The following is a 22,187-nucleotide window of genomic DNA, read 5'->3' on the forward strand; positions in this document are numbered from 1 at the left end:
ATGAAAAAAGTTTTAGTAATTTTTTTAAATTTATTATTTCTCAAAGGATTTTTAATGGCAGTGGAATTAAAAAAAGTGGAAGTTAAAGGGGTGGAGATTCCTGTTTTGTATGAGAAAAATTCGCAACTTCCTTTGTTTTTTGTCCAAATTGTTTTTAAGGGTGCAGGTGGAGTGAGTAATCAAAAAAATTATGGGCTATCTGATGTTGTAAGCTCACTTTTAAATGAAGGGACACAAAAGCTTGGTGTAACTAAGTTTGCACAAAAGCTAGAGGAGAAGGCATTAAGTTTAAGTGTGGGAAGTGGGCTAGAGACGATGAATTTCACATTAAGTGGAATGAGCAAAGAGCAAGAGAGTGGATTAAAATATTTAAAAGATTTAATGCAAGATCCAAATTTCACTCCTAAGGCTTTGCAAAAAGTAAAAGAAAATTCACTCATTGGAATCTTAGAAAGAGAAAATGACTTTGATTATCAGGCTAATCGCGCTTTGAGTGCTATGTTATTTAAAGGTAGTGTGCTAGAAAATCCATTAAGTGGGACTAAAGAGACTTTAGCGCAAATGTCTTTAGAAGAAATAGAGCAGTTTTATCATAAATATGTAAATTTGAAATCTGCTATTGTGATTGTGGGCGGTGATGTGGATTATGCCAAAATAACTCGAAGTTTAGGAGATCTTTTAGCGGTTTTACCGGTGGGGGATTCTGTAGAGATTAAACCATTTAGTGCTAATGATAAGCCTCAAACAAAGCGTCAGATTAAGGAAACCAAGCAAGCATATATTTATTTTGGATCACCGCTTAATGTGGAGAATCTCCAAAAAGAAAGTGCGTTAATTAAGGTGGCTTCTTTTGTGCTTGGAGGGAGTGGCTTTGGAAGTCGTATGATGGAAGAGGTGCGCGTAAAAAGAGGTCTGGCTTATTCTGCGGTAATGCGACTAGAAGCAGGAAAAACATTTTCTTATGCAAGGGGATATTTGCAAACGAGCTTAAAAAATGAAAAAGAAGCCCAAAAACTTGTGCAAGAAGTGGTTGATGAGTTTGTGGCAAAGGGTATTAGTGAGCAAGAATTGCAAGAAGCAAAGCAGTATTTGCTAGGTAGTGAGCCTTTGCACAATGAAACGCTTTCCCAGAGATTAGGAAGTGCGTTTAATAATTACTACAAGGGTTTGCCTTTGGACTTTAATGCACAAGTCTTGCAAGAAATTCAGAATCTTGCTTTAAAAGAAGTGAATGATTATATTAAATCTCATAAAGAAATTACAAAACTTACTTTTAGTGTGGTGAGTGCAGATTGAATCTGCCAACCCTGCTTCCGCTAAATATTCAAAAACTAGGCATAAAAAGCTTTTTTGATTTTTGTTTGAAATTTACTCCCAAAGATTATTCTAATACAATTTTATCGTCTCAATTAATCGCCAATACTCAAGCGGTTTTGGAAGTTGAAGTTTTAAGATATTCTAACTTTAAAAATGCAAGAGTGCTGTGCTATGCACCACTATTAGATAGAGAAATTGATCTAATGATTTTTAATGCCAAAACTTATCATAAGTCTATTTTTAAGGTTGGTGAGAGACTTGTTGTGAGTGGAAAGGTGCAAATTCAAGGTGGCTTTATTAGTGTGATTCAGCCAAAAGTGCTTAAGCAAACAGGAAAGATTTTGCCAAATTTTCAGGCTAAGGGTGCTAGAGTTTTGGTGTTGCAAGAATTTGTGGAGAGTTTGGATTTAGATTTGCTTTATCAAACTTATCCTAGTGTCCCCTTAGAGATTTTAGAAGCATTGTTATTGATTTTTCAGCCTAGCTTAGAATTTTTTGTAGAATATAATAAGAATCATGGATTTTTTGGAAAAAATTTAGAAGCATTGAAGTTTGTAGAAATTTATGAGTATATGCGCCAATTAAAGACCAAAAAAGTTGAATTTCCAAGTGTTTGTGCTTTAAGGGGTGATTTTAGGCAATGGCAAGAGTATTTGCCTTTTAAGCTAACTAAAGGACAGGAAAAGGCGATTTTAGAGATTGCTCATTCATTGGATTCTGCAAAATCTACAAGGCGCGTTATTGTGGGTGATGTGGGTTGTGGCAAAACAATGGTGATTTTTGCTGGTGTGCTTATAGCTTACCCTAAAAGAAGTGTGTTGATGGTCCCAACTTCGATTTTGGCCAAACAAATCTACGATGAAAGCCAAAAATATCTGCCTAAAAATCTTAGGGTAGCATTATGGACACAAGGAAGTAAAAAGGGTGATTTAGAGCAAAGTGATTTTGTAATAGGCACACACGCGTTGCTTTATCAAAAGATGCAAAATTTTGCTTTAGTGATGATTGATGAGCAGCATCGATTTGGGACAGCACAGCGAAATACTTTAGAGAGAATGTTTGAAGAAAATCAAAAAAGACCTCATATTTTACAATTTTCTGCAACTCCAATTCCTAGAACTTTAGCAATGATTGAATCAGAATTTTTGGATTTTAGTTTTATTTTGGATTTACCTTTTAAAAAAGACATTACTTCAAGAGTGATAGCTAAAGCGGATTTTAAAGAACTTATAGTGCATATTCAAAGAGAAATTTCCCTTCAACGCCAAGTTTTGATTATTTATCCTTTGGTAGAAGAAAGCAAAGCAATGGATTATGTTTCACTAAAAGAAGGCGAAGAATTTTGGAAGCGTCATTTTGGTGGAGTTTATATCACTCATGGCAAGGATAAGTTTAAAGAAGAAGTATTAGAGGAATTTAGAGATAAGGGAAGTATTTTATTGGCAACCACGGTGGTAGAAGTTGGAATCTCTTTGCCAAAACTCTCTACAATTGTGATTGTTGGAGCAGAGCGCTTGGGATTGGCAACACTGCATCAATTGCGTGGAAGGGTTAGTAGGAATGGATTAAAGGGGTATTGTTTTTTGTATTCTAACCAGGCTAATAATGAGCGCTTAAGGCGATTTTGTCAGATACAAAGTGGATTTGAAGTGGCGCAAATGGATTTAGAGTATCGTAATAGTGGCGATTTGCTAAGCGGAGAGCAACAAAGTGGAAAACAATTTGAATGGATTAATTTGGGAAGTGATGAAAAAGTGATTAAACTTGCTAAAGTAGCGTTAAAAGAGCTAGATAAATGAGAATAAAAGAGAGGAATTAACCTCTGTCTTTTAATCCTAGCTTTTCAATAAGAGTCGCATAGCGCTTGAAATCTTTTCCTTTAAGGTAGCTAAGCAATCTTTTTCTGTGAGAAACAATTTTTCTTAAGCCTAAACGACTAGAGTGATCTTTTTTATTCACTTTTAAATGTTCTGTTAGGGTTTTAATTCTATCGCTTAAAAGTGCCACTTGCACTTCAACTGAGCCTGTGTCTTTAGGATTTCTAGCAAAAGCAGAAGTAATTTCTCTTTTTTTCGCCGAATCTTGAGCCATAATAAGACCTCCTGATTGGTAATTTTAAAAGCTGTGATTGTAGCATAATTTTTTTGAAAAAAGATAAAAAATTTTAAATTTATATTGATTTTAATGGGCAAAAACGATTAAAATTACAGACTTATTATTTTTATAGGTTTGGAGTGGGTTTGGCACAAACAGGACAAAAAGCATCTTTTTTTAGCAGAATCTCGCCTTTTTTATCGCAATTAACGGGTTCTAAAGACTTAACGGTTGTTTTCTTTATTGTAGCGATTTTGGCGATTATCATCGTGCCACTCCCTGGTGCATTGCTTGACCTTTTCTTGGTAATCTCCATTGCACTTTCAGTCTTGATTATTCTTATAGCCCTTTATGTTAAAAAACCAACGGATTTTTCGGCTTTTCCCACTTTGCTTTTGATTGTTACGCTTTTTAGACTTTCGCTAAATATTGCTACTACAAGAATGATTTTGAGTAATGGACATTTAGGACCAGAGGCAGTGAGCGATATTATCACGGCTTTTGGGCAGTTTGTTGTGGGCGGAAATTATGTTATTGGAATTATCTTGTTTATCATTTTGATAATTATTAACTTTATGGTTGTTACCAATGGTTCTACAAGAGTTTCAGAAGTGAAGGCTCGTTTTACGCTTGATGCAATGCCCGGGAAGCAAATGGCAATTGATGCAGACTTAAATACAGGATTAATTGGACAAGAGGAAGCTAAAGCAAGGCGTGATGAATTAGCAGCAGAAGCGGATTTTTATGGTTCTATGGATGGTGCTAATAAATTTGTAAAGGGTGATGCTATTGCAGGAATCATCATCACGCTTATTAATATTATTGGCGGTTTTTTAATTGGAGTATTTCAACGCGATATGGGTGTGGCAGATGCGGCTTCTACTTTTACTATTTTAACGATTGGAGATGGATTAGTTTCTCAACTTCCTGCTTTAATTGTCTCTACAGCAACAGGTATTATCGTAACGCGTTTTAGTAAAGAGGGAGAAAATTTTGCTTCTGGTATCATTGATCAGCTCATTAATGAATCAAAAACTCTAATGATTGTGGGTTGTATTTTACTAATGTTTGCCCTTGTCCCTGGATTGCCTACGCTTTCTTTGGGGTTTGTTGGATTGATATTTTTGTCTTTAGCACTACTTTTAAATAAACAAAAAGATGGAGAAGTATGGAAATATGTTGAATCGCTTTTCCAAAAAGTGCGCAAAAAAGATAGTCCAAATGAGCAAACTACACTTCCGCAAAGACAAGCAAAAAAAGGAGGGCAAACTCCTCAAAATGCACAGCAAACAGCACCAAAACCACAACCTCAAGAAAGTGAAGAAGAACGTAAAAAAAGAGAAGAAGCTGAAATTGACAAGGCATTAAAGGTAAAAATCTTGCGTGTAGGGCTTGGTTATCAACTTATTAAATTTGCCGATCCTGCACAAGGTGGAGAATTAGTTAATAAGATTCGGGCGATTCGTAAGACTATGGCAACAGACTATGGAATCTTAGTGCCTATGGTTCATTTAAGAGATGATTTGAATCTTGCTCCTGATGAATATCAAATTTTACTCAAAGAGATTGAAATTGGTAGGGGCAAGATTATGGTTGATAAATATTTGGCAATTGCTTCAAGCGGATTTGTGGGGGAATTGCCTGATGGTATTCCCACCAAAGAGCCAGTTTTTGGATTAGATGCTTATTGGATTAATGAAGACAAAAAAGAAGATGCAATTATTGAAGGATATACAATCATTGATGGTGCTACGGTGATTTCAACACATATTCAAGAGTTAATCAAGCAATACGCCGAAGAATTGCTCACGCGTCAAGAAGTTGCTAACCTTATTGGCAAACTTGGGCAAGATTATCCAATTTTGGCAGAAGAGATTAAAGGCGTGGGCATTGGAAGTATCCAGCATATTTTAAAAGAATTATTACACGAGCAAATTCCTATTAAAGATATGCTAAGTATTGCTGAAGCCATTGCTGATGGTTATCCAGCATACAAGTCGGATTTGCCGACTTTGAGTGAATATGTAAGGGCGTGTCTAAAACGCTTAATTACACATAATTTTCAAAGTGATGACGGAATCTTACGCTATTTTGTGCTTTCACCTACTATGGAGCAGTTTTTGTTGGAAAAATTGCCCGATCAACAAAAAATCGGTCAAAGATTGCGCTTAAGTCCTACTGAATCGCAAAGCCTTTTAGATGCTATTAATGTGACTTATCAAAAAGGTGTTTCTATGGGGGCGGTGCCAACTATCATTGGTGGTGTGCCTATGGTGCTTAGAAAGCCTTTGGCAATCTTTTTGGAGCAATATGGTTTTGGGCGTAATATCGTGGTTTTAAGCACGGCAGAGATTGATTATCAAAGTAAATTTGAAATTTTGGGAAGTATTGATTTCTCAGTTTAAAGGAAAAAAATGCACTTTTTTCACCTCTCACACATTGATTTAGATGGCTATGGTTGCCAGCTTGTGAGCAATGAATTTTATAAAAGCAAGGCTAGTCAAATCTTTTTTTATAATGCTAATTATGGTAAGGAAGTTTTGGCTAGATTGGAGCAGATTTTTAGGGATATTAGAAAAAATAAAGTCGAATCACATATTTTAATTAGCGATTTAAATTTGACTTTAAAAGAATGCGAAGAACTAAAAAAAGAAATCTTGGAGCTTAATTTAAATGGTTATCAAGTGAGTTATGAATTGCTCGATCATCACAAAAGCGGACAAGAATGTGCAAATAAATTTGAGTGGTATGTGCTAGATACGAAGCGATGTGCCACAAAGATAGTCTATGACACGCTGTTAGAGAGATTTGGGCTTGATGAGAGTGTGAGGGTATGGCTAGAACCTATGGTGGAGATGATTAATAGCATTGATTTGTGGAATGAAGAGGGTTTTGCCTTTGAGTTTGGCAAGGTTGCGATGCGATTAATCGTAGAATGCAAGGAAGTTAATCGCTTTATGTTTGATGATGAGGATAGGGCATATAAACTTGCTCTTTTGCGAGAATCAAGTTGCTTTTTGGGAGATGAGAAGGGACATATTTTGCTTGATAATGCAATTTTGGAAATGAAAAAACGCTACTTAAAGGGGAGTTTGCTTGGTGATACGCTAGATAATCTTGTCTCGCGTTTTCAAAATGAGCTTTTAGGGCAAAAGTCAGATAGATGTAGTTTGTATTGTGAAAAATACCGAGGTTTTTTGAGCTATGGGATTGGCAATATTTCAGTTTTGGCAAATTTATTTTTAAAAACACACGCAGATTTTGATTTTTTTCTTGATGTGAGTGCAAGAGGAAATGTGAGTTTGAGAGCAAATGGTAATTGCGATGTGAGTGCAATAGCGAAGAAATATTTCAATGGAGGCGGACACCCCAATGCAAGTGGTGGGAAAATTGAGGATTTTAAAGAGAGCTTTATTTATGAGGATATTAAAGATTTTGTTGAACAAATCTTTAAAGATTGTTAAAAATGCTAGGAATATTTGATGGTATTTAGTTCTTATATCTTTATTTTTGCTTTTTTACCTGTAATGTTTGTAGGATTTTATGGTTTAAAATATTTTAAACAGAATTTTTTGGCAAAACTTTTTTTGGTGCTTGGCAGCTTGTTTTTTTATGCTTTTTGGGAGATAAAATATCTTGGAATCCTTTTGTTTTCGATTTTTACAAACTATGGAATTGCTTTATTAATCCTAAAGAGCCTCTCTAAAAAGAATAATCAAGCTAAATTTTATCTTTATCTTGGAATTTTTTTCAATCTTGTATTGCTCGGATTTTTTAAATACACAGACTTTTTCTTAGAAAACTTTAATTTATTCTCTAAATTTTTTCAATTGGATTTTAGCATTCCTTTGCCTCATATTCTTTTGCCACTCGCCATTTCATTTTTCACTTTTCAACAGATTGCTTTTTTGGTGGATTGTTACAAAAAAATTGATGTTAAAGATTTAGAAGAAAATACTTTTTTGGGTGATTCTAAGATTGATTTTTTAGATTATTGTTTATTTGTTAGTTTTTTTCCGCAGCTTATAGCAGGTCCTATCGTGCATCACAAAGAAATGATGCCACAATTCCAAACGCTTTTTTACAACACTTGGATACAATGGGATAAGATTGCAAAAGGTGTATTTATCTTTTCTATAGGTTTGTTTAAAAAAGTTTTTATTGCAGATAGCTTTGCAAAATGGGCGAATAATGGATTTAGCATAGTGGAAAATGGCGGATTTTTAAATATAGCAGAATCTTGGGTAACTTCACTTGCTTATACCTTTCAGCTTTATTTTGACTTTAGCGGTTATTGCGATATGGCGATAGGTTTAGGATTGTTCTTTGGAATTCTTTTGCCAATCAATTTTAATTCCCCTTATAAGGCACTCAATATTACGGAGTTTTGGAGAAAATGGCATATTACTTTAGGTAAATTTTTAAAGGATTATCTTTATATTCCGCTAGGAGGGAATAAGGGTTCAAAGATTCTTACACTTAGAAATCTTTTTATTGTTGCTTTTTTGAGTGGAATTTGGCATGGGGCTGGTTTTGGGTTTGTGATTTGGGGTGCATTGCATGGGATTGCAATGTGTTTGCATAGAACTTATGGGTATTTGCTGGAGTCTTTTAATTGGCAAAAAAGTGCATTTTTACAAAGTCGTTTTTATAAGATGCTCTGTTGGTTTCTTACTTTTAATTTTCTTAATCTCACTTGGATATTCTTTAGGGCTGAGAATTTACAAGGTGCTTTGAATTTATTGCAAGGAATGTTTGGAATTGTGTGGGTAGAATTACCAGAAAAAGCAAGACATATCCCCAAACTTCTAGCACAGATTGAGGGAAGAAATGAAACATTATTTTATTTAATCATTGGGTTTATTGTGATTTTATGTGCAAAAAATAGCATTGAGCTTTTAGAGGATTTTAAGCCCTCATGGAAGAATGTTCTTTTTGCGGGAATTTTATTTTATATTTCTATTGTTACGCTTAGTATAACTCCTTATGTAGAGTTTATCTATTTTAATTTTTAGGGATTTTATGAGTTATTTTAGATTTGTTGTTTATTGGTTTGGGTGTTTTATTTTGTTGTCTGTTTTGTCTTTGGGCTTGATTTATATGTATGATCCTATGCAAATTTTTCATAAGCCATATTTTAGAGAGACAACTTTTCTAATGGATATGAGAAGACAGGCATTGGGAATTATTAAGCATTATGATTTTGATTCTTATATTCTAGGTACCTCGATGCTAGAAAACACTTCCGCAAAAGAAGCCAATGAAAAATTAGGAGGTAATTGGGTTAATATTTCGTTGAGTGGGAGTGTATTTAACGAAAGAGCTGTTATTTTAAACTATTTATTTGCACATAAACAGCCCCAAAGTATTTTATATTCATTAGATGGGAGTGCAGTTGTAAATGCTAGATTGAAAAATGTAGATTCGTTTGGCTATCTTTATGATGATGATACGTTTAATGATATTAAAGTATATTTAAATAAAAAAACTATAATTTGTGCTCTCACTTTTTCTGAAAAAGAGGAATGCATAGGGAAAACATTTGATGGTGATAGCATAGTTTCATGGATAATCTATGAAAAAATTCGAAAAGGGTTTGGAGGTATTGAAAATTTAATAAAGTATGATAAGCATTCACAAGATCAATATACAATAGATAGACTTAAATATTATCAAAGCAATGTCTTAAATTCTCAAAATATCGTAGATATATCTAAGCAAAAGGAATATATCCAAAAGTATTTACTCTCATTTATGGAAAAATACCCTCAAACTCATTTTTATATAATCATCCCAGCTTACTCAAGATTATTTTATCGCAAGGAGATGGAGAAGGGTTATTTTAAGAACAATTCTATCTACTTTTATACTTGGAAAGAAATCTTAACTTGGCTTATCAAAGAAACCTCTCATTATAGCAATGTAACTTTTTATGGATTTGATACTTTGGATTATGCAGATAACATAGCTAACTACAAAGATTCTACTCATTACAATATTGATATGAATTCTTTGCAACTTGATTCGATACAAAACAAAAAGCATATTTTAACGCCTGATAATATAGAATCTTATTTTGATATTTTTGAACAAAAAATCCAAGATTATGATTTAACGCCACTAATTAATATCATAAAAGATTCAAAAATATTAGAGAAATAAAAGCACTAAAAGCTATCAAAAATAGCCAAGTTAAAGGGAGAAGATAATGAGTAAAGAGAGAATTAAAGAATTAGAAGAAGAGATTGAGGAGCTTTCTATTCAGCTTAGCGATATGCTTTGTGTGGCACTTAAGCTTTCAGGTGTGGTTGAAGCCAAAATGCAAGAAGCACTAGATGCTTATATTGATGGGCTTGATGAGGAGAGCTTGGAATATGGAGTGAAGGAAATTTTAGAAAACATTGAAAAGCTTAAAAAAAATAACCCAGAATTTTTTGGAAAAAAGTAATGCTAGATTCAAAAGTTACAAAAAATGGTGCGGTCTTAGAATCAAGAATCAAAAGAATTGCGATTCTCTTTAGTGGAAATGGAAGCAATTTGGAGGCTTTAATCCGTAATTTACATGGAAAATATTTCAAAAAGCAAGGAAAATTTATCCCCAAAGATTCGCAAGGATTTTTGATTGGGGGATTAGAGTATGAGTTTATAGAAGCAACAAAAGAAGATCAAGATGCATTTAGGGTTGAAATTGTATTAGCTCTAAGCAATAAGGCAGAGGCTTATGGGCTAGAGCGTGCCAAGAGATTGGGCGTCAAAACACAAGTGCTAGAGAGCAAGAATTTTGCCAAGCGTGAAGATTTTGATAAAGAGCTTGTTGGAATTTTAAGAGAATATGAGTTGGATTTGTGTGTTTTAGCGGGATTTATGCGCATTTTAACTCCAGTTTTTACTTCTGCTATAAGGGCGATTAATATTCATCCATCGCTTTTGCCACTTTTTAAAGGGGCTAATGGAATCAAAGAAAGTTTTGATTCAGAGATGAAGTTAGGTGGGGTTAGTGTGCATTGGGTGAGTGAAGAGCTAGATAGCGGAGAGATAATCGCACAAGGGGTGATAGCTAAGCTTGAGAGCTTAGAAGCGTATGAAGCGGCGATTCATCAATTGGAGCATTGTCTATATCCTTTAGCAGTGTTAGAGGCAATAAGCAGAGATGATTAAAAGAGATGAAAAAATAAAAATTAGTGCGGTTTTGATTGCCAAAAATGCAGAAGCGACACTGCAAGAATGCCTAGATTCTTTGCAAAACTTTGATGAAATTATTTTGCTTGATAATGGTAGTAGCGATAATACACAAAAAATCGCACAAGATTTTAATACATTGCATAAGAATCTTAAGATTTATACAAGTGAATTTATTGGGTTTGGTGCGTTGAAAAATCTTGCTGTGAGCTATGCGAGTAATGATTGGATTTTTAGCATTGATTCAGATGAGGTTTTAGAATCTGACACCTTTGAGCTACTTGCAAAACTTTTTGGCACTTCAGAGGATTTTCCGCTTTCTTGCACTCTTATTGCAATGCCACGCAAAAATCTCTATAATGGTGAGTGGATTAAGGCTTGTGGGTGGTATCCTGATTTTGTAACGCGTGTATTTTGCAAGAATTACACGCGTTTTAATGATAATATTGTGCATGAGAGTATTATTGTGCCAAAAGACGCGCGACTTATCAAGCTAGATTCTGGGCTTAAGCATTATGCTTTTAATGGTATTTCTCATTTGCTTGAGAAAATGCAGCGTTATTCGACTCTCTGGGCACAGCAAAATGCCAACAAAGCTTCAAGCCCATTAAAAGCAATCATTCATGGAAGTTGGACATTCTTTAGGAATTATGTTTTAAAAAAAGGCTTTTTGTATGGTTATAAAGGCTTTGTGATTTCGGTGTGTAATGGACTTGGTGCTTTTTTTAAATATATGAAACTTTATGAAAATACTATTCAAAAACCCAAAAGCGTTTCACTTATTATCACAACTTATAATCAAAAAGAAAGGTTAGCATTAGTTTTAGATTCTGTAAGGGATTTGGCTGTGTTGCCCACAGAAGTGCTGATTGCCGATGATGGAAGCAAAGAGGATACAAGAGAGCTGATACATTCTTATGCGCGCACCTTTCCTTGTCCGCTTAGACATATTTGGCAAGAAGATAGGGGCTTTAGGGCTAGTGCAATTCGTAATCAAGCCATAAAGGCAGCAAAAGGGGAATATCTTATTATTATTGATGGTGATATGATTCTTCATCCATTATTTATTGTGGATCATTTGGCTTTTGCTACACCAAAAATGATTTTACAAGGATCGCGCGTGATTTTGGATTCTCCTGCTTCTCAAGCAATGTTAGAAGCAAAACAAAATAATCAGATAAAGGCTTATAAAAACACTTTTAATCTAGGGGGATTCAAGGCAAAGCGATGTAGGATTCTAGCGCGAATTATTTTTAGATTTTCGCATTTAGATTCGAAGTTTTTTGATAAAAAAGATTTTATCAAAGGTGTTCGTTCTTGTAATATGAGCTTTTATAAATCCGATTGTGAAGCCATTAAGGGCTTTAATGAAAATTTTGTGGGTTGGGGGCGTGAGGATAGTGAGTTTGTTGCCCGATTTTTATTTAATGGTGGAGTGTTTGGGCGATTAAAGTTTGTTGCAGTGGCTTATCATATTTATCACCCAGAAAATACGCGTGATATGCTAGAATCTAACCATAAAATTTATTTGCAAACTATCAAAGAAAAAAAGATTCTATGGTAATGGGTTGGGATAAATTGAAAGTGAGATAGCAAAAATGAAGATTGTTTTGACAATTGGGGATCTTAGTATTCGAGGTGGTGCAGAACGCGTGGTGGTGAATTTCGCTGAGGCGCTTTGTGAAAATGGACATAGGGTTGAAATTTTGAGTTTTTATCGTTCTAATGAAGTATTGCCCTATGCGATTTCACCGCAGATTAAAGTTAGCTTTATGCATGAAAAATCACAAGATTCTATGCGGAAAAAGCCATTATATAAGCTTTATTATAAGATTTATGAAAGCTATCTTTTAAACAAAATGTATCCTGATGCTGATGTGATTATTTTTAATAATTCTCCCCATTTTCCTTTTTTTAAAAATCCTAAAACTTGCTATATTAAATTTGTGCATTCTGCATTTAAGCGTTTTTTAAAGCGATTTAATTCTTTTGATTCTTTGGTGGTTTTGAGTGGCAGACAAATTGAGATTTGGAAAAAATACCACCAAAATGTCGTGGTGATTCCAAATTTTATTAAAGCCTTTTTAAATCAAACTTCGCACTTAAATCAAAAAAGAGTGTTGTGTGTTGGTAGGATTACCCCAAATGATGAAAAAGGATTTTTGCGACTTATAGATATTTGGGAGATTGTGCAACAAAACTCTAAAAACAAAGAATGGGAGTTGTGTATCATAGCAGGAGTTGAATCTCCCAAAGAAGAGCCTTTTAAAGAAAAGCTAGAGCGTAAAATTATCCAAAAAAACTTGCAAAATTCTGTGATTCTTAAGCCCTTTAGCAATGAGATTTTACAAGAATATTTACAAGCAAGTTTTTATGCTATGACAAGCTATGCAGAAGGTCTCCCTATGGTGCTTGTGGAGGCAAGTAGTTGTGGGCTGCCTTGCATTGCTTTTGATATTAATACAGGACCAAGTGATATTATTGAAAATGGGGTGAGTGGATTTTTGGTGCAAGATGGAGATTTACAAGGCTATGCAGGGGCTATGCAGAAGCTTATGGAGAATGAAGAGCTAAGGCGTAAAATGGGAGCTAAGGCTAAAGAAATCGTGGAGGAAAAATTCTCTAAACGCAAAGTTTTAGAGCAATGGGAAGAATTATTTCAAGCTTTAAAAAATAAAAAATAGAATCGCTTAAAAAATAAAAGCCAAAAAACAAAAATCCTTAAGTTAGGATTTTATTGATTGTTTGTGGGTGGCGTATTTTTTGTAGTGTTTTTTGATTTTGTAGATTTTTGGGATAATGTTTAGGAGATTTTTATCGTGTTTTCTAGCATATAAAATCACTTCCCCAAGCACACAACAAAGCCCAAATTGCGAATGAGGTATCTTGGAGACTTCTTGTAAAAGCTTAGAATCATTATCGCTTTTTAGGAGTTTGGAGAGATTAAAGTAGCCTAAAAAGTTGGTGGTGTATAGTAGCGCATAATAGCCTAAAATAGCAAAGAGTTTATAATCATTTATTTGTGATTTTTGTTTGAGCAGATTTTCTCCAAAAATGGGAGATTGTTTAGCATATTTCCACCAAATATCATTAATATTGTTTCCTTTGTAATCTTGATAGCTTTGGAGGTATCGCCAAGGCTTCTCGCCATAATGCAATATTTTTGGGTTTTTAAAACTTTCATTAAAGGCTTCTCTTGTGTAGTTTAGGCGATTCTTGCATTCATCTTTGCAAAGGACATAAAGCAAGGTAATGCATTGAAAATTATAGGCAAAAGGGAGTTGTAGGCGTTTGTTTATAGGGATTGTGAAGTTAAGTAAATCTTGATCGGCGGCTTTAATATAGGTGCATTTTGGGGCTAGATTCTCACATTTCTCCCAAATTTGTTCTTTAATATATTGCTTGGAGTTTATCAGTAAAAATCCAGAATTAAAGTAATTTTCATCAAAATAAAAAGTTTTTTTATGGTTATTTTCTTGGTATTTGATTTTTCGATTCTTAGAGCCACAATCGCCGATGATTCCAGCGATATTATCTTTCAAATCTAGGGCAAATAATTCCCTTAAATCGCACAAAACAAGCATATCTGAATCTAAATAAAGGCATTTTTGCGGAGCGGGTTTGATATAATCTTGCCATTTTAGGCGGTAATAGGGTAGGTGGCTACTATGGGCAGCACCTGAAATAGGGAAATGGGCAAAATCTGCGTCATTAATAGTGTGAATTTGAAGAGTGCAGGGGTAAAAGGTGCTAAGCTCTTGAATGAAACTTTGAAGTTTAATTTGCAAATCTTTGGGGATTGAATCGCTTAAAATATGAAAGACATAACCTTCGCTTTTGTCTAGTTCATCTAAGTTGTCGTATTGTAATCTTGGATAATCTAAGCTTGGTAAAGAATCGCTTAGGGTGGTGCAAAAATCTTTGAAGCTTTTTTGTGGATTGGTGTTTTTAATAATGCTTGTAATTAAAACAGCAGTGTAGGGAATGTAGTTTTTATCAGCACTAAAGAAAATATGAAACATATTCAACCTTTAAATAAGGAATTATAGCGTATAATTATGACTAAGTGAATGAAAGGTAAAAGATGCAAAAGCCCAAAATTTCAATCGTGATTCCTGTTTATAATGTAGAAAAATATATTGCAGAATGCTTAGAATCTTGTATTAATCAAACTTTTAAGGAAATTGAGATTATCGTGGTGGATGATTGTGGGAGTGATAGGAGTATCAAGATAGCAGAGGAGTTTGCTAAAAGGGATTCTAGAATCAAGATAGTTTATAATAAAGAGAATATGAAATTAATGTTAGCTAGATTTGAGGGATCAAAGATTGCTACAGCGGATTATATTATGTTTTTGGATTCTGATGATTTTTTAAGCTTAGATGCGTGTGAAATTGCCTATAAAGCTTCTAAGGAGGGATATTATGATTTAGTAAGTTTTGGGAGCTATTCATGGAAGCAGGATAAAGCAGAGGTGTTTAGTGCCTATGAATCTCAAAGTTTTCAGAATTTGAATGATTTTTCAAAATGGTATTATGGGCTTAAATACCCTATTTGGAATCTTTGTGGCAGAATGCTCAAAAAAGATATTTATCATTTAAGCTTAAAGCAACTTGGGGTAACGCAAATAAAAGATAAAATTAGTCATGCAGAGGATGTATTGGCGATGTTTGCAGTTTTTAATCATTGCAATACTTTTATTTTTTTGCCTGAGATTTTATATTATTATCGTTGCAACACAGAATCAATAACACAAAATCAATCTTTGCAGAATCTTGAAAATAAGGCTAATGATTTGTTTAGAGTGATTAAAACTATGGAAAATTTTACTATGCATAATGCTTATAATAAAAAGCTAGCCAAGTATTTTTTATCACAAGCAAAGCATGAATGGAATATCATTAGTTATTCCATGAAAAATAGAAATCAATCTTTGGGATTTTTAGACAAATTGTTGCATAAAATATATGGTAGGTTTTATGTGATTAAACGAAAAATCAGAACAGGGTTTGGAAAGTGATGAGAAACGCCATGAGACCCAAAATTTCAATCATGATTTGATTAAGATTTTAGAATATTTTTAATTCTTTGTGGAATATTATAAGCTCTTGGGAAGTAAATGCATAATTTTCGCCTAGAATTTTTTGCATAATGGGAAAACTCCAAAAGATCATTCTTGCTAAAGCCTATATCTTTGTAACCCACTATTCTTAGATGTTGTAAGGTATGGTTAAAAAGCCAAAAACAAGAATTATCTAGGTGATTAATTATATCTTTATCATCAAAGTTTATTTTTAGGGATTGTAGATATTTAAAAAGCGTAAAATATGCAAATGCTCTTTTGCGATGTTTTGTTGTATCCATTTGGGTTCTCATGGTTGAGTTGTCTGATTGAACATAGTGGTAAAGGGGAGTATTATCCACATAAATTTGATTTGCGCTAAGCACAGAATGGGTGCAAAATGCTACATCTTGGTGCAGGATATGTGGAGTAATAAATTTAATATCTTTACCAAATAAATGCGAAGCTTTATGAATATAGCCAACAGTGGTTGTTATGAGATTATTTGGGGCTAATTTTGCCAATTCATGCGGAGTTAGTAATTTGTTATCGCATTCTTTGGGGACAAGTGGTTGAGGGGTGATAAAATCTTGATTGGCTTGTGGATAATTGATAAAAAAATGATTTGTAATTAAAATATCTGTTTGCAGATTTTGAATAAGAAGTCTTGTGAGATGTTCTAATGCAAACTCTTCTACAAAATCATCCGAATCAACAAACCATACATAAGAATTATTTTGCTGTTCTTTGGGGAAGTTTAGCCATTTTTGTTTGATAAAGTCTAATGCGGTATTTCTAGCTACAGATTGTCCTTGATTCTTTTGCGTGATAAGAGTGAATCGACCGTCTTTATTGGCATAATCTTGTGCTATTTTTAAACTTCCATCGGTGCTTCCATCATCTACCAGAATAGCTTCAAAATGACCATAAGTTTGATTAATGATTGAAGTGAGACATTTGCTAAGATGGGATTCTACATTGTAAATTGGTATGATAATGTAAAAAGAAATAGGCATTGTTTGTGTCTCCAAGGGTTTTTGGTTAATTTTATCATAATAAAATTAAAGTATAATACGAGTATATAAGTTTATGGTTAATTTATGTGGTTTAATTTAGTTTGCAGATTTAAGGATATCCATGAAAGGTTATTTAAAATTTTTACCTAGATTTGTTTCAAAAAGAATTGCTAAAAAACTAGAACAAGCAGAAAGACAAAGAGAAAAAGAAAGGTTGGATAGCAGTATAGAAGAATTTTTATCTAAAAAAATCCAAGATGAAGAAAAAGTGCCTATGGATGACATGGTTATAGTTAGTTTAACTTCTTATCCCAAAAGGATACCTTATATTAAGTATGCCATCTATACATTGCTAAATCAAAATGTAAAACCTTATCGAGTAGTTTTATGGCTAAGTAAAGAAGAATTTCCTAATAAAGAAAAAGATTTGCCGCAAGAATTATTGGAATTTGTAAAAAAAGGATTGGAGATTAAATGGTGTGATCAAAATCTTTATTCTTATAAGAAATTAATTCCTAGTTTAAAAGAATTTTCCAATAGTATCATTGTTACTGCTGATGATGATATATTGTATCCAAAAGATTGGCTAGAGAAGTTATATAGGGCATATAAAAAAGATCCTAATTTTATTCACTGTCATAGGGCACATAGAATAACTTTCGATAAACAAAATCATGTGAAGCCTTACATGGAGTGGGAACATTTAATAGAAAATAAAAGCACTGTGCCTTCTTTTTTAAATTTCCAAACAGGAGGAGGAGGGGTTCTTTACCCTAAGAATTGTTTTTTTGAAGATATTTTAAGAGAGGATAAATTTATGCAATTATCGCCCAGGGCAGATGATATTTGGTTTTGGGCCATGGCTCTTTTAAAAGGAACAAAAATAAATGTAGTAGAAAATAATGTCAATAAAATACAATCAAGCTTTATGGACTTTGATGAGGTGGGGCATTTATTCTCTAAAAATGAAAAGAATAATGATTTGCAACTGAATGCAGTTTTTGAAAGCTATCCGGAATTAAAAGAAAGAGCTGTATTTAATCCTAGTGAATATTGGGAGATTCGCTATAAAAAATCAGAAGTCACAAAAAATCAGAGAAGGGGCAAAATTGGTCCTTCAGGAGCGGGAAGCTATAATAATCTAGCAGAATTCAAAGCAGAAATACTTAATAAATTTGTAAGTGAAAATAACATTATAGATGTTATAGAATGGGGTAGTGGCGATGGGAATCAATTGTCGTTGGCTCAATATCCGCATTATATTGGAATTGATGTTTCTCAAACTGCTATTGATGGACTTAAGATAAAATTTGCAGATGATAAAACAAAAGAATTTTATGAAATCAATGAATATTTTAAGCAAGAGAGAAAGAAAGCAGATCTGAGTATTTCTTTAGATGTAATTTACCATTTAATTGATGATGGTATCTTTGATCAATATATGCAAAATCTTTTTGAAAGTGCTAGTAAATTTGTAGTTATCTATTCTTCTAATAAGGAAGAATTTTTGGCGCAACATGTCAAACATCGAAAATTCAGTGATTGGGTTTTGAAGAATGTAAAGGGATGGAGATTGATGCAAGTCATCCCTAATCGCTATCCTTATGATGAAAATAATCCAGATTTTACATCTTTTGCTGATTTTTATATTTACACAAAGGAAGATAAATGACGCTAAAGCAAAAGAATATACGCTATAGAAATGAATTATTGGTTAAAGATAAATATTATTTAGGTGGTTTGTTGGTTGTAAAAAAGACATTCAAATATGTAAAAGATAACTTGAAATTTAAATTGTATGTCTTTGGGATTCCATTGTGGAGTAGTTATGTAAAACCACAAAATTTTTTTAGACTTTCAAAGGCATATAATATGAAGGGGGGAGGTAGATATTTAGACTGTTCTCATTATATGACACAAGATATTGCTAGAGCGTTAAATGAAGATAGAGAAGTGGTCAATAAGATTAAAATGTTGTGTGAAGATTTAGATTGTGAAAGTATTGAACAAGTAAATCAAATTATTGCAAGACTTAAGCTGTCATATTATTTGAAAGATAAAAAATGGTTTAATTTGATAAATAGAGAAAGAGAAGAGTTGGAAAAAATTAAACAAGAGTTTTATCCCAATATCATTCAATTTGGTTCTATTTGGTTCTATAATGGTTGGTTTTTGCCTATTAATGCTTTTGAGGTGAGTGTATTTTGGCACAAGCACGGCTTACATAAGATAGAAAATTGAGGTAAGATAAGAGAAAAAAATATTATTGATGTAGGTGGTTTTGTGGGAGATAGTGCGATTTTGCTACAAGAATATACTGATAAGAAAGTCTATTCTTTTGAAGCAGTTAAGAATAATTATGAATTAATGCTAAAGACTATAGAATTAAATAGTGCTTCTAAAGTTGTTCCAGTCAAAAAAGCATTAGGCTCCAAAAAAGAAAAATTAAAAATCTCCATTAATGATAGCGGTTCAAGTATTCAATTTAATATGGGTACCGGTGATATAGAAGAGGTGGAAGTTATAACCTTGGATGAGTTTGTTCGAGAAAATGATATAGAAGTTGGTTTTATTAAAGTTGATATTGAAGGCTTTGAGATGGAATTTTTAAGAGGTGCTTTGCAGGTGATAAAAGAACAAAAACCAGCAATGCTTATTAGTATTTATCATCAAGCTGGTGATTTTTTTGGAATCAAGCCTTTTATTGAGCATTTAAACTTAGGTTATAAATTTAAAATTTACAAACCAATTGATCATAGTGTTGCAGGAGAAATCGCGCTTTTTTGTGAAGTAAGATAGCAAGGGGCTATTTAAGCTTTGATTTCTCTTCATTCCGCTATTGCACAGGCTCTTGTTTCGCGTATTACACTTACTTTGATTTCACCGGGGTATTGGACATTAGATTGTATTTCTTGAGCAATTTCTTTAGCAAGTAAATAGGATTCATCATCATCAATTTCTTCTGCTTTGACAATCACTCGCACTTCCCGTCCTGCATTAATAGCATAGGCGTGTAAAACGCCCATTTTTGAGAGTGCAATTTTCTCTATTTCACTCACGCGCCTTAGGTAGTTTTCTAGCACTTCTCGTCTTGCCCCAGGGCGTGCAGCAGAGAGTGCATCAGCTGCACACACAGCTGCTGCTTCTATGCTTTTAACTTCTTCATCGCCATGATGAGAGAGAATCGCATTTAAAACTACAGGGTGCTCATTATACCGCCGTATGATTTCTGCTCCAAGCTCTACATGAGTGCCTTTGAACTCGTGTGTCCTTGCCTTTCCTATATCATGCAAGAGTCCGGCTTTTGTTGCTAGCAGGCAATCTCCGCCTAATTCTGCGGCGATGATTCCAGCAAGATTGGCTACTTCTAGGCTATGTGCTAGTGCATTTTGCCCATAGCTTGCGCGGTAGCGTAATTTTCCGATGAGTTTTTTGATTTCAGGGTGGATGTTTCCAAGTCCCAAATCAAGAGTAACTTTATCTCCCTCATCAAAAATATTTTGTTCAAACTCTTCAGCGCATTTTTGATAAATCTCTTCGATTCTAGCAGGTTGGATTCTGCCATCTTCGATTAATCTTTGGATAGTCTGCACAGCAATAGATCGGCGGTAGAGATTGTGTGAGCTAACGACAATCACACCAGGTGTGTCATCAATAATAATATCTACTCCACAAATCATTTCAAGTGTTTTAATATTGCGCCCATCTTTTCCGATGATTCGAGCTTTCATCTCATCATTAGGGAGAATGATTGTGTGGATAAGTCTCTCAGCGGCAAATTCCCCTGCAAAGCGTGAAGTGGCTTGAGCTAGAATATAAGCTGCTTTGGCTTTGGCTTCTTCTCTAAGCTCTTTTTCTTGTTTTCTTAGAATCTGTGCGATTTCTTGACGCGATTCTTCTTGTATCTTTTTAAAAAGGATTTTTTTGGCTTCGCTCTTTGTGATAGTGCTAATAGTGGCTAGTTTGTTAGTTAGATCTTCAAGCTTTTCTTGATAGTTTGTTTTGAGTTTTTTAAGTGATTCTTGCTCTTGGAGTAAAACATTTTTATCACGATTGATGAGTTGTCTTTCGCGATCAAGTGAGCATTGTTTGTGTTCTAGCTTTTGATTCTCTCTTAGCTTTTCTTTTTCAAATTCTAAGCGATTATTTTCATATTCTTTCACAATTTTGGCTGTTTCTCTTTCGTATTTTTGCTTTGATTCTAGCTCTATTTCTTTGGCTTTGATTTTTGATTCTTGAAGTGTTTTTTCTGCTTCGTATTCAATAGCCTTTGCCTTAGCCTTTGATTGTTCAAGCAGAATCTCTACATTGGCACTAGAAAGTCTGCGTGAAATAAGGTAGCTTCCTCCGCCGGCGACTAAGGCTGATAAAGCGGAGCTGACAATAATCCAAGTTATCATATTTTTGATCCTCTAGTTTGAGACTAGCAAAGGGCGTGATGAAGAAATTTGACTGCACATCGTGTTTTTCTGTGATAGTTTGATGAGTATAATGAATGCCACGACAAATAAAAATATTGGTAGGTTTGTGTTTTAAAGTATCAAAAAATCTATCATACATACCCTTGCCAAATCCTATGCGTTTGAAATTTTTATCCATTCCAAGTGTGGGAATGATTGCAATATTAATTTTTTTAAAATAAAATGCTGAATTTTTGGCTTCATAAATACCAAATGCCTTTTTTTGCAATGGTAAGCGGTATTTTACAATTTTAAAGCTGATACCACACATAAAAGGGATAAAAATTTGTATATTTCTTGATTTGCGGTAAGAATTAAGTAGCTTTCTGCAATCAAATTCGCTTTTTAAAGGATAATAAAATAAAATAGAAATAGGTGCCTTAGAAGTTTTTTTGTGAGCATAAATTAGGCTCTTTAGGAGTTTATTAAGTTGTTTTTCTAAGCGATAATCCAAGTATCTAAGCTGCTTAGAATCTTGAATTTTTTTGAGATTAGCTTTGTAGTGTTGGCGATAGGATTCTTTTAGATTTTGCAAGGGTTTCCTTTGAATGAAAAGATAAGAGTAATAAACACTAAGCATTGCAATAAAAGCAAAAGAAAATGAATGTAATAGACTTGCGATTCTTTAAGCAAGATTCCAAACTGCTCTAATCCAAAATAAAAAACAAAACTCAATACTAAACCACCTAAATACCCAATTTGTCTTGTTTTATCAATCTTAGAAAGAAAACTTTTGGAATGAAAGATTAGGGTTTCATTGCGCACAAGATAATCCCCAAAAATAAAGCCTATCTGATAAAGCCCATAGACTAAAAGTGCTCCATAGAAAGTCTGCGGAAAAAGCAAATAAGAAAGCAAATAAGCAAAGGGCAGAATCTCCATAAAGGTAAGAATGATCTTATAGGGTTTGGTTTGGAGTAGCTGTGTGTAAAAAAAGCTTAGAATCCACGCTCCAAGGGCAAGAATGATTCCGCCAATGGAGAAAGTTTTGGGGGGTAAAAGTGCATAAATGGTAAAGATTGTCCCCAAAGCAACTCCCCCAAAAAGGGAGTTTAAAAA

Annotated in this window: 20 protein-coding genes; 14 read left to right on the top strand and 6 right to left on the bottom strand. The window is 33.7% G+C overall.

Annotated features, from left to right (window positions below; all coding sequences use genetic code 11):
• Positions 1-54: 54 nt before the first annotated feature.
• Together MKD52_RS00830 and recG are read left to right on the top strand one after the other, a co-directional pair.
• Positions 55-1,296, top strand: coding sequence for a pitrilysin family protein (locus MKD52_RS00830; RefSeq protein ID WP_242098928.1), 1,242 nt, complete (start codon positions 55-57; stop codon positions 1,294-1,296).
• Entirely contained in the window at positions 1,293-3,116 is a 1,824-nt protein-coding gene (gene recG, locus MKD52_RS00835; RefSeq protein ID WP_242098929.1) for an ATP-dependent DNA helicase RecG, read from the top strand. The genes MKD52_RS00830 and recG overlap by 4 nt, the downstream gene beginning before the upstream one ends.
• Positions 3,117-3,132: 16 nt before the next feature.
• Here recG and rpsO read toward each other — a convergent pair whose 3' ends face one another.
• The gene (gene rpsO, locus MKD52_RS00840; RefSeq protein WP_006655977.1) at positions 3,133-3,408 is read right to left on the bottom strand and encodes a 30S ribosomal protein S15; all 276 of its coding nucleotides are present in this window, start codon (positions 3,406-3,408) and stop codon (positions 3,133-3,135) included.
• 149 nt (positions 3,409-3,557) lie between these two features.
• Here rpsO and flhA point away from each other — a divergent pair, with 149 nt between their 5' ends.
• From flhA to MKD52_RS00880, 8 genes are read left to right on the top strand one after another with little or no spacing between them, the layout of a single operon-like run.
• A complete protein-coding gene (flhA, locus tag MKD52_RS00845; RefSeq protein WP_242099886.1) occupies positions 3,558-5,816 on the top strand; it encodes a flagellar biosynthesis protein FlhA in 2,259 nt (752 codons plus the stop codon).
• Positions 5,817-5,825: 9 nt separating this feature from the next.
• Complete coding sequence (locus tag MKD52_RS00850; protein WP_242098930.1) at positions 5,826-6,875, top strand: DHHA1 domain-containing protein; 1,050 nt, start codon at positions 5,826-5,828, stop codon at positions 6,873-6,875.
• An 18-nt stretch (positions 6,876-6,893) separates the two neighbouring features.
• On the top strand, positions 6,894-8,426 hold the full coding sequence (locus MKD52_RS00855) for an MBOAT family O-acyltransferase (RefSeq protein WP_242098931.1): 1,533 nt from the start codon (positions 6,894-6,896) through the stop codon (positions 8,424-8,426).
• A 7-nt stretch (positions 8,427-8,433) separates the two neighbouring features.
• Positions 8,434-9,573, top strand: coding sequence for a hypothetical protein (locus MKD52_RS00860; protein ID WP_242098932.1), 1,140 nt, complete (start codon positions 8,434-8,436; stop codon positions 9,571-9,573).
• Between the two features lie 46 nt (positions 9,574-9,619).
• Entirely contained in the window at positions 9,620-9,859 is a 240-nt protein-coding gene (locus tag MKD52_RS00865; RefSeq protein ID WP_112057016.1) for a hypothetical protein, read from the top strand.
• Complete coding sequence (locus MKD52_RS00870) at positions 9,859-10,569, top strand: phosphoribosylglycinamide formyltransferase (RefSeq protein WP_242098933.1); 711 nt, start codon at positions 9,859-9,861, stop codon at positions 10,567-10,569. The genes MKD52_RS00865 and MKD52_RS00870 overlap by 1 nt, the downstream gene beginning before the upstream one ends.
• Positions 10,562-12,154 (top strand): glycosyltransferase, encoded by a 1,593-nt coding sequence (locus tag MKD52_RS00875; RefSeq protein WP_242098934.1) that lies wholly within the window; start codon positions 10,562-10,564, stop codon positions 12,152-12,154. The genes MKD52_RS00870 and MKD52_RS00875 overlap by 8 nt, the downstream gene beginning before the upstream one ends.
• Before the next feature lie 34 nt (positions 12,155-12,188).
• Entirely contained in the window at positions 12,189-13,274 is a 1,086-nt protein-coding gene (locus MKD52_RS00880) for a glycosyltransferase family 4 protein (protein ID WP_242098935.1), read from the top strand.
• Between the two features lie 42 nt (positions 13,275-13,316).
• Here the strand turns inward: MKD52_RS00880 and MKD52_RS00885 are convergent, their stop codons facing one another.
• On the bottom strand, positions 13,317-14,612 hold the full coding sequence (locus tag MKD52_RS00885) for a glycosyltransferase family 8 protein (RefSeq protein WP_242098936.1): 1,296 nt from the start codon (positions 14,610-14,612) through the stop codon (positions 13,317-13,319).
• A 62-nt stretch (positions 14,613-14,674) separates the two neighbouring features.
• On the opposite strand from MKD52_RS00885, the gene MKD52_RS00890 reads away from it, so the two are divergent.
• On the top strand, positions 14,675-15,610 hold the full coding sequence (locus MKD52_RS00890) for a glycosyltransferase (protein ID WP_242098937.1): 936 nt from the start codon (positions 14,675-14,677) through the stop codon (positions 15,608-15,610).
• Between the two features lie 41 nt (positions 15,611-15,651).
• On the opposite strand, the gene MKD52_RS00895 is transcribed toward MKD52_RS00890, so the two are convergent.
• Positions 15,652-16,668, bottom strand: a complete 1,017-nt coding sequence (locus MKD52_RS00895) for a glycosyltransferase (RefSeq protein ID WP_242098938.1) — start codon at positions 16,666-16,668, stop codon at positions 15,652-15,654.
• A gap of 121 nt (positions 16,669-16,789) precedes the next feature.
• Between MKD52_RS00895 and MKD52_RS00900 the strand changes: the two genes are divergently transcribed.
• The 3 genes from MKD52_RS00900 to MKD52_RS00910 are packed head-to-tail and all read left to right on the top strand — an operon-like array spanning position 16,790 to position 19,467.
• Entirely contained in the window at positions 16,790-18,340 is a 1,551-nt protein-coding gene (locus tag MKD52_RS00900) for a glycosyltransferase (RefSeq protein ID WP_242098939.1), read from the top strand.
• Complete coding sequence (locus tag MKD52_RS00905) at positions 18,337-18,909, top strand: hypothetical protein (protein WP_242098940.1); 573 nt, start codon at positions 18,337-18,339, stop codon at positions 18,907-18,909. The genes MKD52_RS00900 and MKD52_RS00905 overlap by 4 nt, the downstream gene beginning before the upstream one ends.
• 24 nt (positions 18,910-18,933) lie before the next feature.
• Positions 18,934-19,467, top strand: a complete 534-nt coding sequence (locus MKD52_RS00910) for an FkbM family methyltransferase (RefSeq protein WP_347340924.1) — start codon at positions 18,934-18,936, stop codon at positions 19,465-19,467.
• A 29-nt stretch (positions 19,468-19,496) separates the two neighbouring features.
• On the opposite strand, the gene rny is transcribed toward MKD52_RS00910, so the two are convergent.
• The 3 genes from rny to MKD52_RS00925 are packed head-to-tail and all read right to left on the bottom strand — an operon-like array spanning position 19,497 to position 22,157.
• Positions 19,497-21,068 (bottom strand): ribonuclease Y, encoded by a 1,572-nt coding sequence (gene rny, locus MKD52_RS00915; protein WP_242098942.1) that lies wholly within the window; start codon positions 21,066-21,068, stop codon positions 19,497-19,499.
• A complete protein-coding gene (locus MKD52_RS00920; protein ID WP_242098943.1) occupies positions 20,983-21,663 on the bottom strand; it encodes a 5-formyltetrahydrofolate cyclo-ligase in 681 nt (226 codons plus the stop codon). The genes rny and MKD52_RS00920 overlap by 86 nt, the downstream gene beginning before the upstream one ends.
• On the bottom strand, positions 21,651-22,157 hold the full coding sequence (locus tag MKD52_RS00925; RefSeq protein WP_242098944.1) for a hypothetical protein: 507 nt from the start codon (positions 22,155-22,157) through the stop codon (positions 21,651-21,653). Before MKD52_RS00925 ends, MKD52_RS00920 begins: the two co-directional genes overlap by 13 nt.
• Between the last annotated feature and the right edge of the window lie 30 nt (positions 22,158-22,187).

Source organism: Helicobacter sp. CaF467b, from assembly GCF_022664765.1.
Taxonomy (GTDB): domain Bacteria; phylum Campylobacterota; class Campylobacteria; order Campylobacterales; family Helicobacteraceae; genus Helicobacter_D; species Helicobacter_D colisuis.

Excerpts from the sequence above, each read along its gene's own strand:
- MKD52_RS00830 (WP_242098928.1), top strand. The coding sequence starts at position 55 with ATGGCAGTGGAATTAAAAAAAGTGGAAGTTAAAGGGGTGGAGATTCCT.
- rpsO (WP_006655977.1), bottom strand. The coding sequence starts at position 3,408 with ATGGCTCAAGATTCGGCGAAAAAAAGAGAAATTACTTCTGCTTTTGCT.
- MKD52_RS00850 (WP_242098930.1), top strand. The coding sequence starts at position 5,826 with ATGCACTTTTTTCACCTCTCACACATTGATTTAGATGGCTATGGTTGC.
- MKD52_RS00855 (WP_242098931.1), top strand. The coding sequence starts at position 6,894 with ATGGTATTTAGTTCTTATATCTTTATTTTTGCTTTTTTACCTGTAATG.
- MKD52_RS00860 (WP_242098932.1), top strand. The coding sequence starts at position 8,434 with ATGAGTTATTTTAGATTTGTTGTTTATTGGTTTGGGTGTTTTATTTTG.
- MKD52_RS00865 (WP_112057016.1), top strand. The coding sequence starts at position 9,620 with ATGAGTAAAGAGAGAATTAAAGAATTAGAAGAAGAGATTGAGGAGCTT.
- MKD52_RS00870 (WP_242098933.1), top strand. The coding sequence starts at position 9,859 with ATGCTAGATTCAAAAGTTACAAAAAATGGTGCGGTCTTAGAATCAAGA.
- MKD52_RS00875 (WP_242098934.1), top strand. The coding sequence starts at position 10,562 with ATGATTAAAAGAGATGAAAAAATAAAAATTAGTGCGGTTTTGATTGCC.
- MKD52_RS00880 (WP_242098935.1), top strand. The coding sequence starts at position 12,189 with ATGAAGATTGTTTTGACAATTGGGGATCTTAGTATTCGAGGTGGTGCA.
- MKD52_RS00885 (WP_242098936.1), bottom strand. The coding sequence starts at position 14,612 with ATGTTTCATATTTTCTTTAGTGCTGATAAAAACTACATTCCCTACACT.
- MKD52_RS00890 (WP_242098937.1), top strand. The coding sequence starts at position 14,675 with ATGCAAAAGCCCAAAATTTCAATCGTGATTCCTGTTTATAATGTAGAA.
- MKD52_RS00895 (WP_242098938.1), bottom strand. The coding sequence starts at position 16,668 with ATGCCTATTTCTTTTTACATTATCATACCAATTTACAATGTAGAATCC.
- MKD52_RS00900 (WP_242098939.1), top strand. The coding sequence starts at position 16,790 with ATGAAAGGTTATTTAAAATTTTTACCTAGATTTGTTTCAAAAAGAATT.
- MKD52_RS00905 (WP_242098940.1), top strand. The coding sequence starts at position 18,337 with ATGACGCTAAAGCAAAAGAATATACGCTATAGAAATGAATTATTGGTT.
- rny (WP_242098942.1), bottom strand. The coding sequence starts at position 21,068 with ATGATAACTTGGATTATTGTCAGCTCCGCTTTATCAGCCTTAGTCGCC.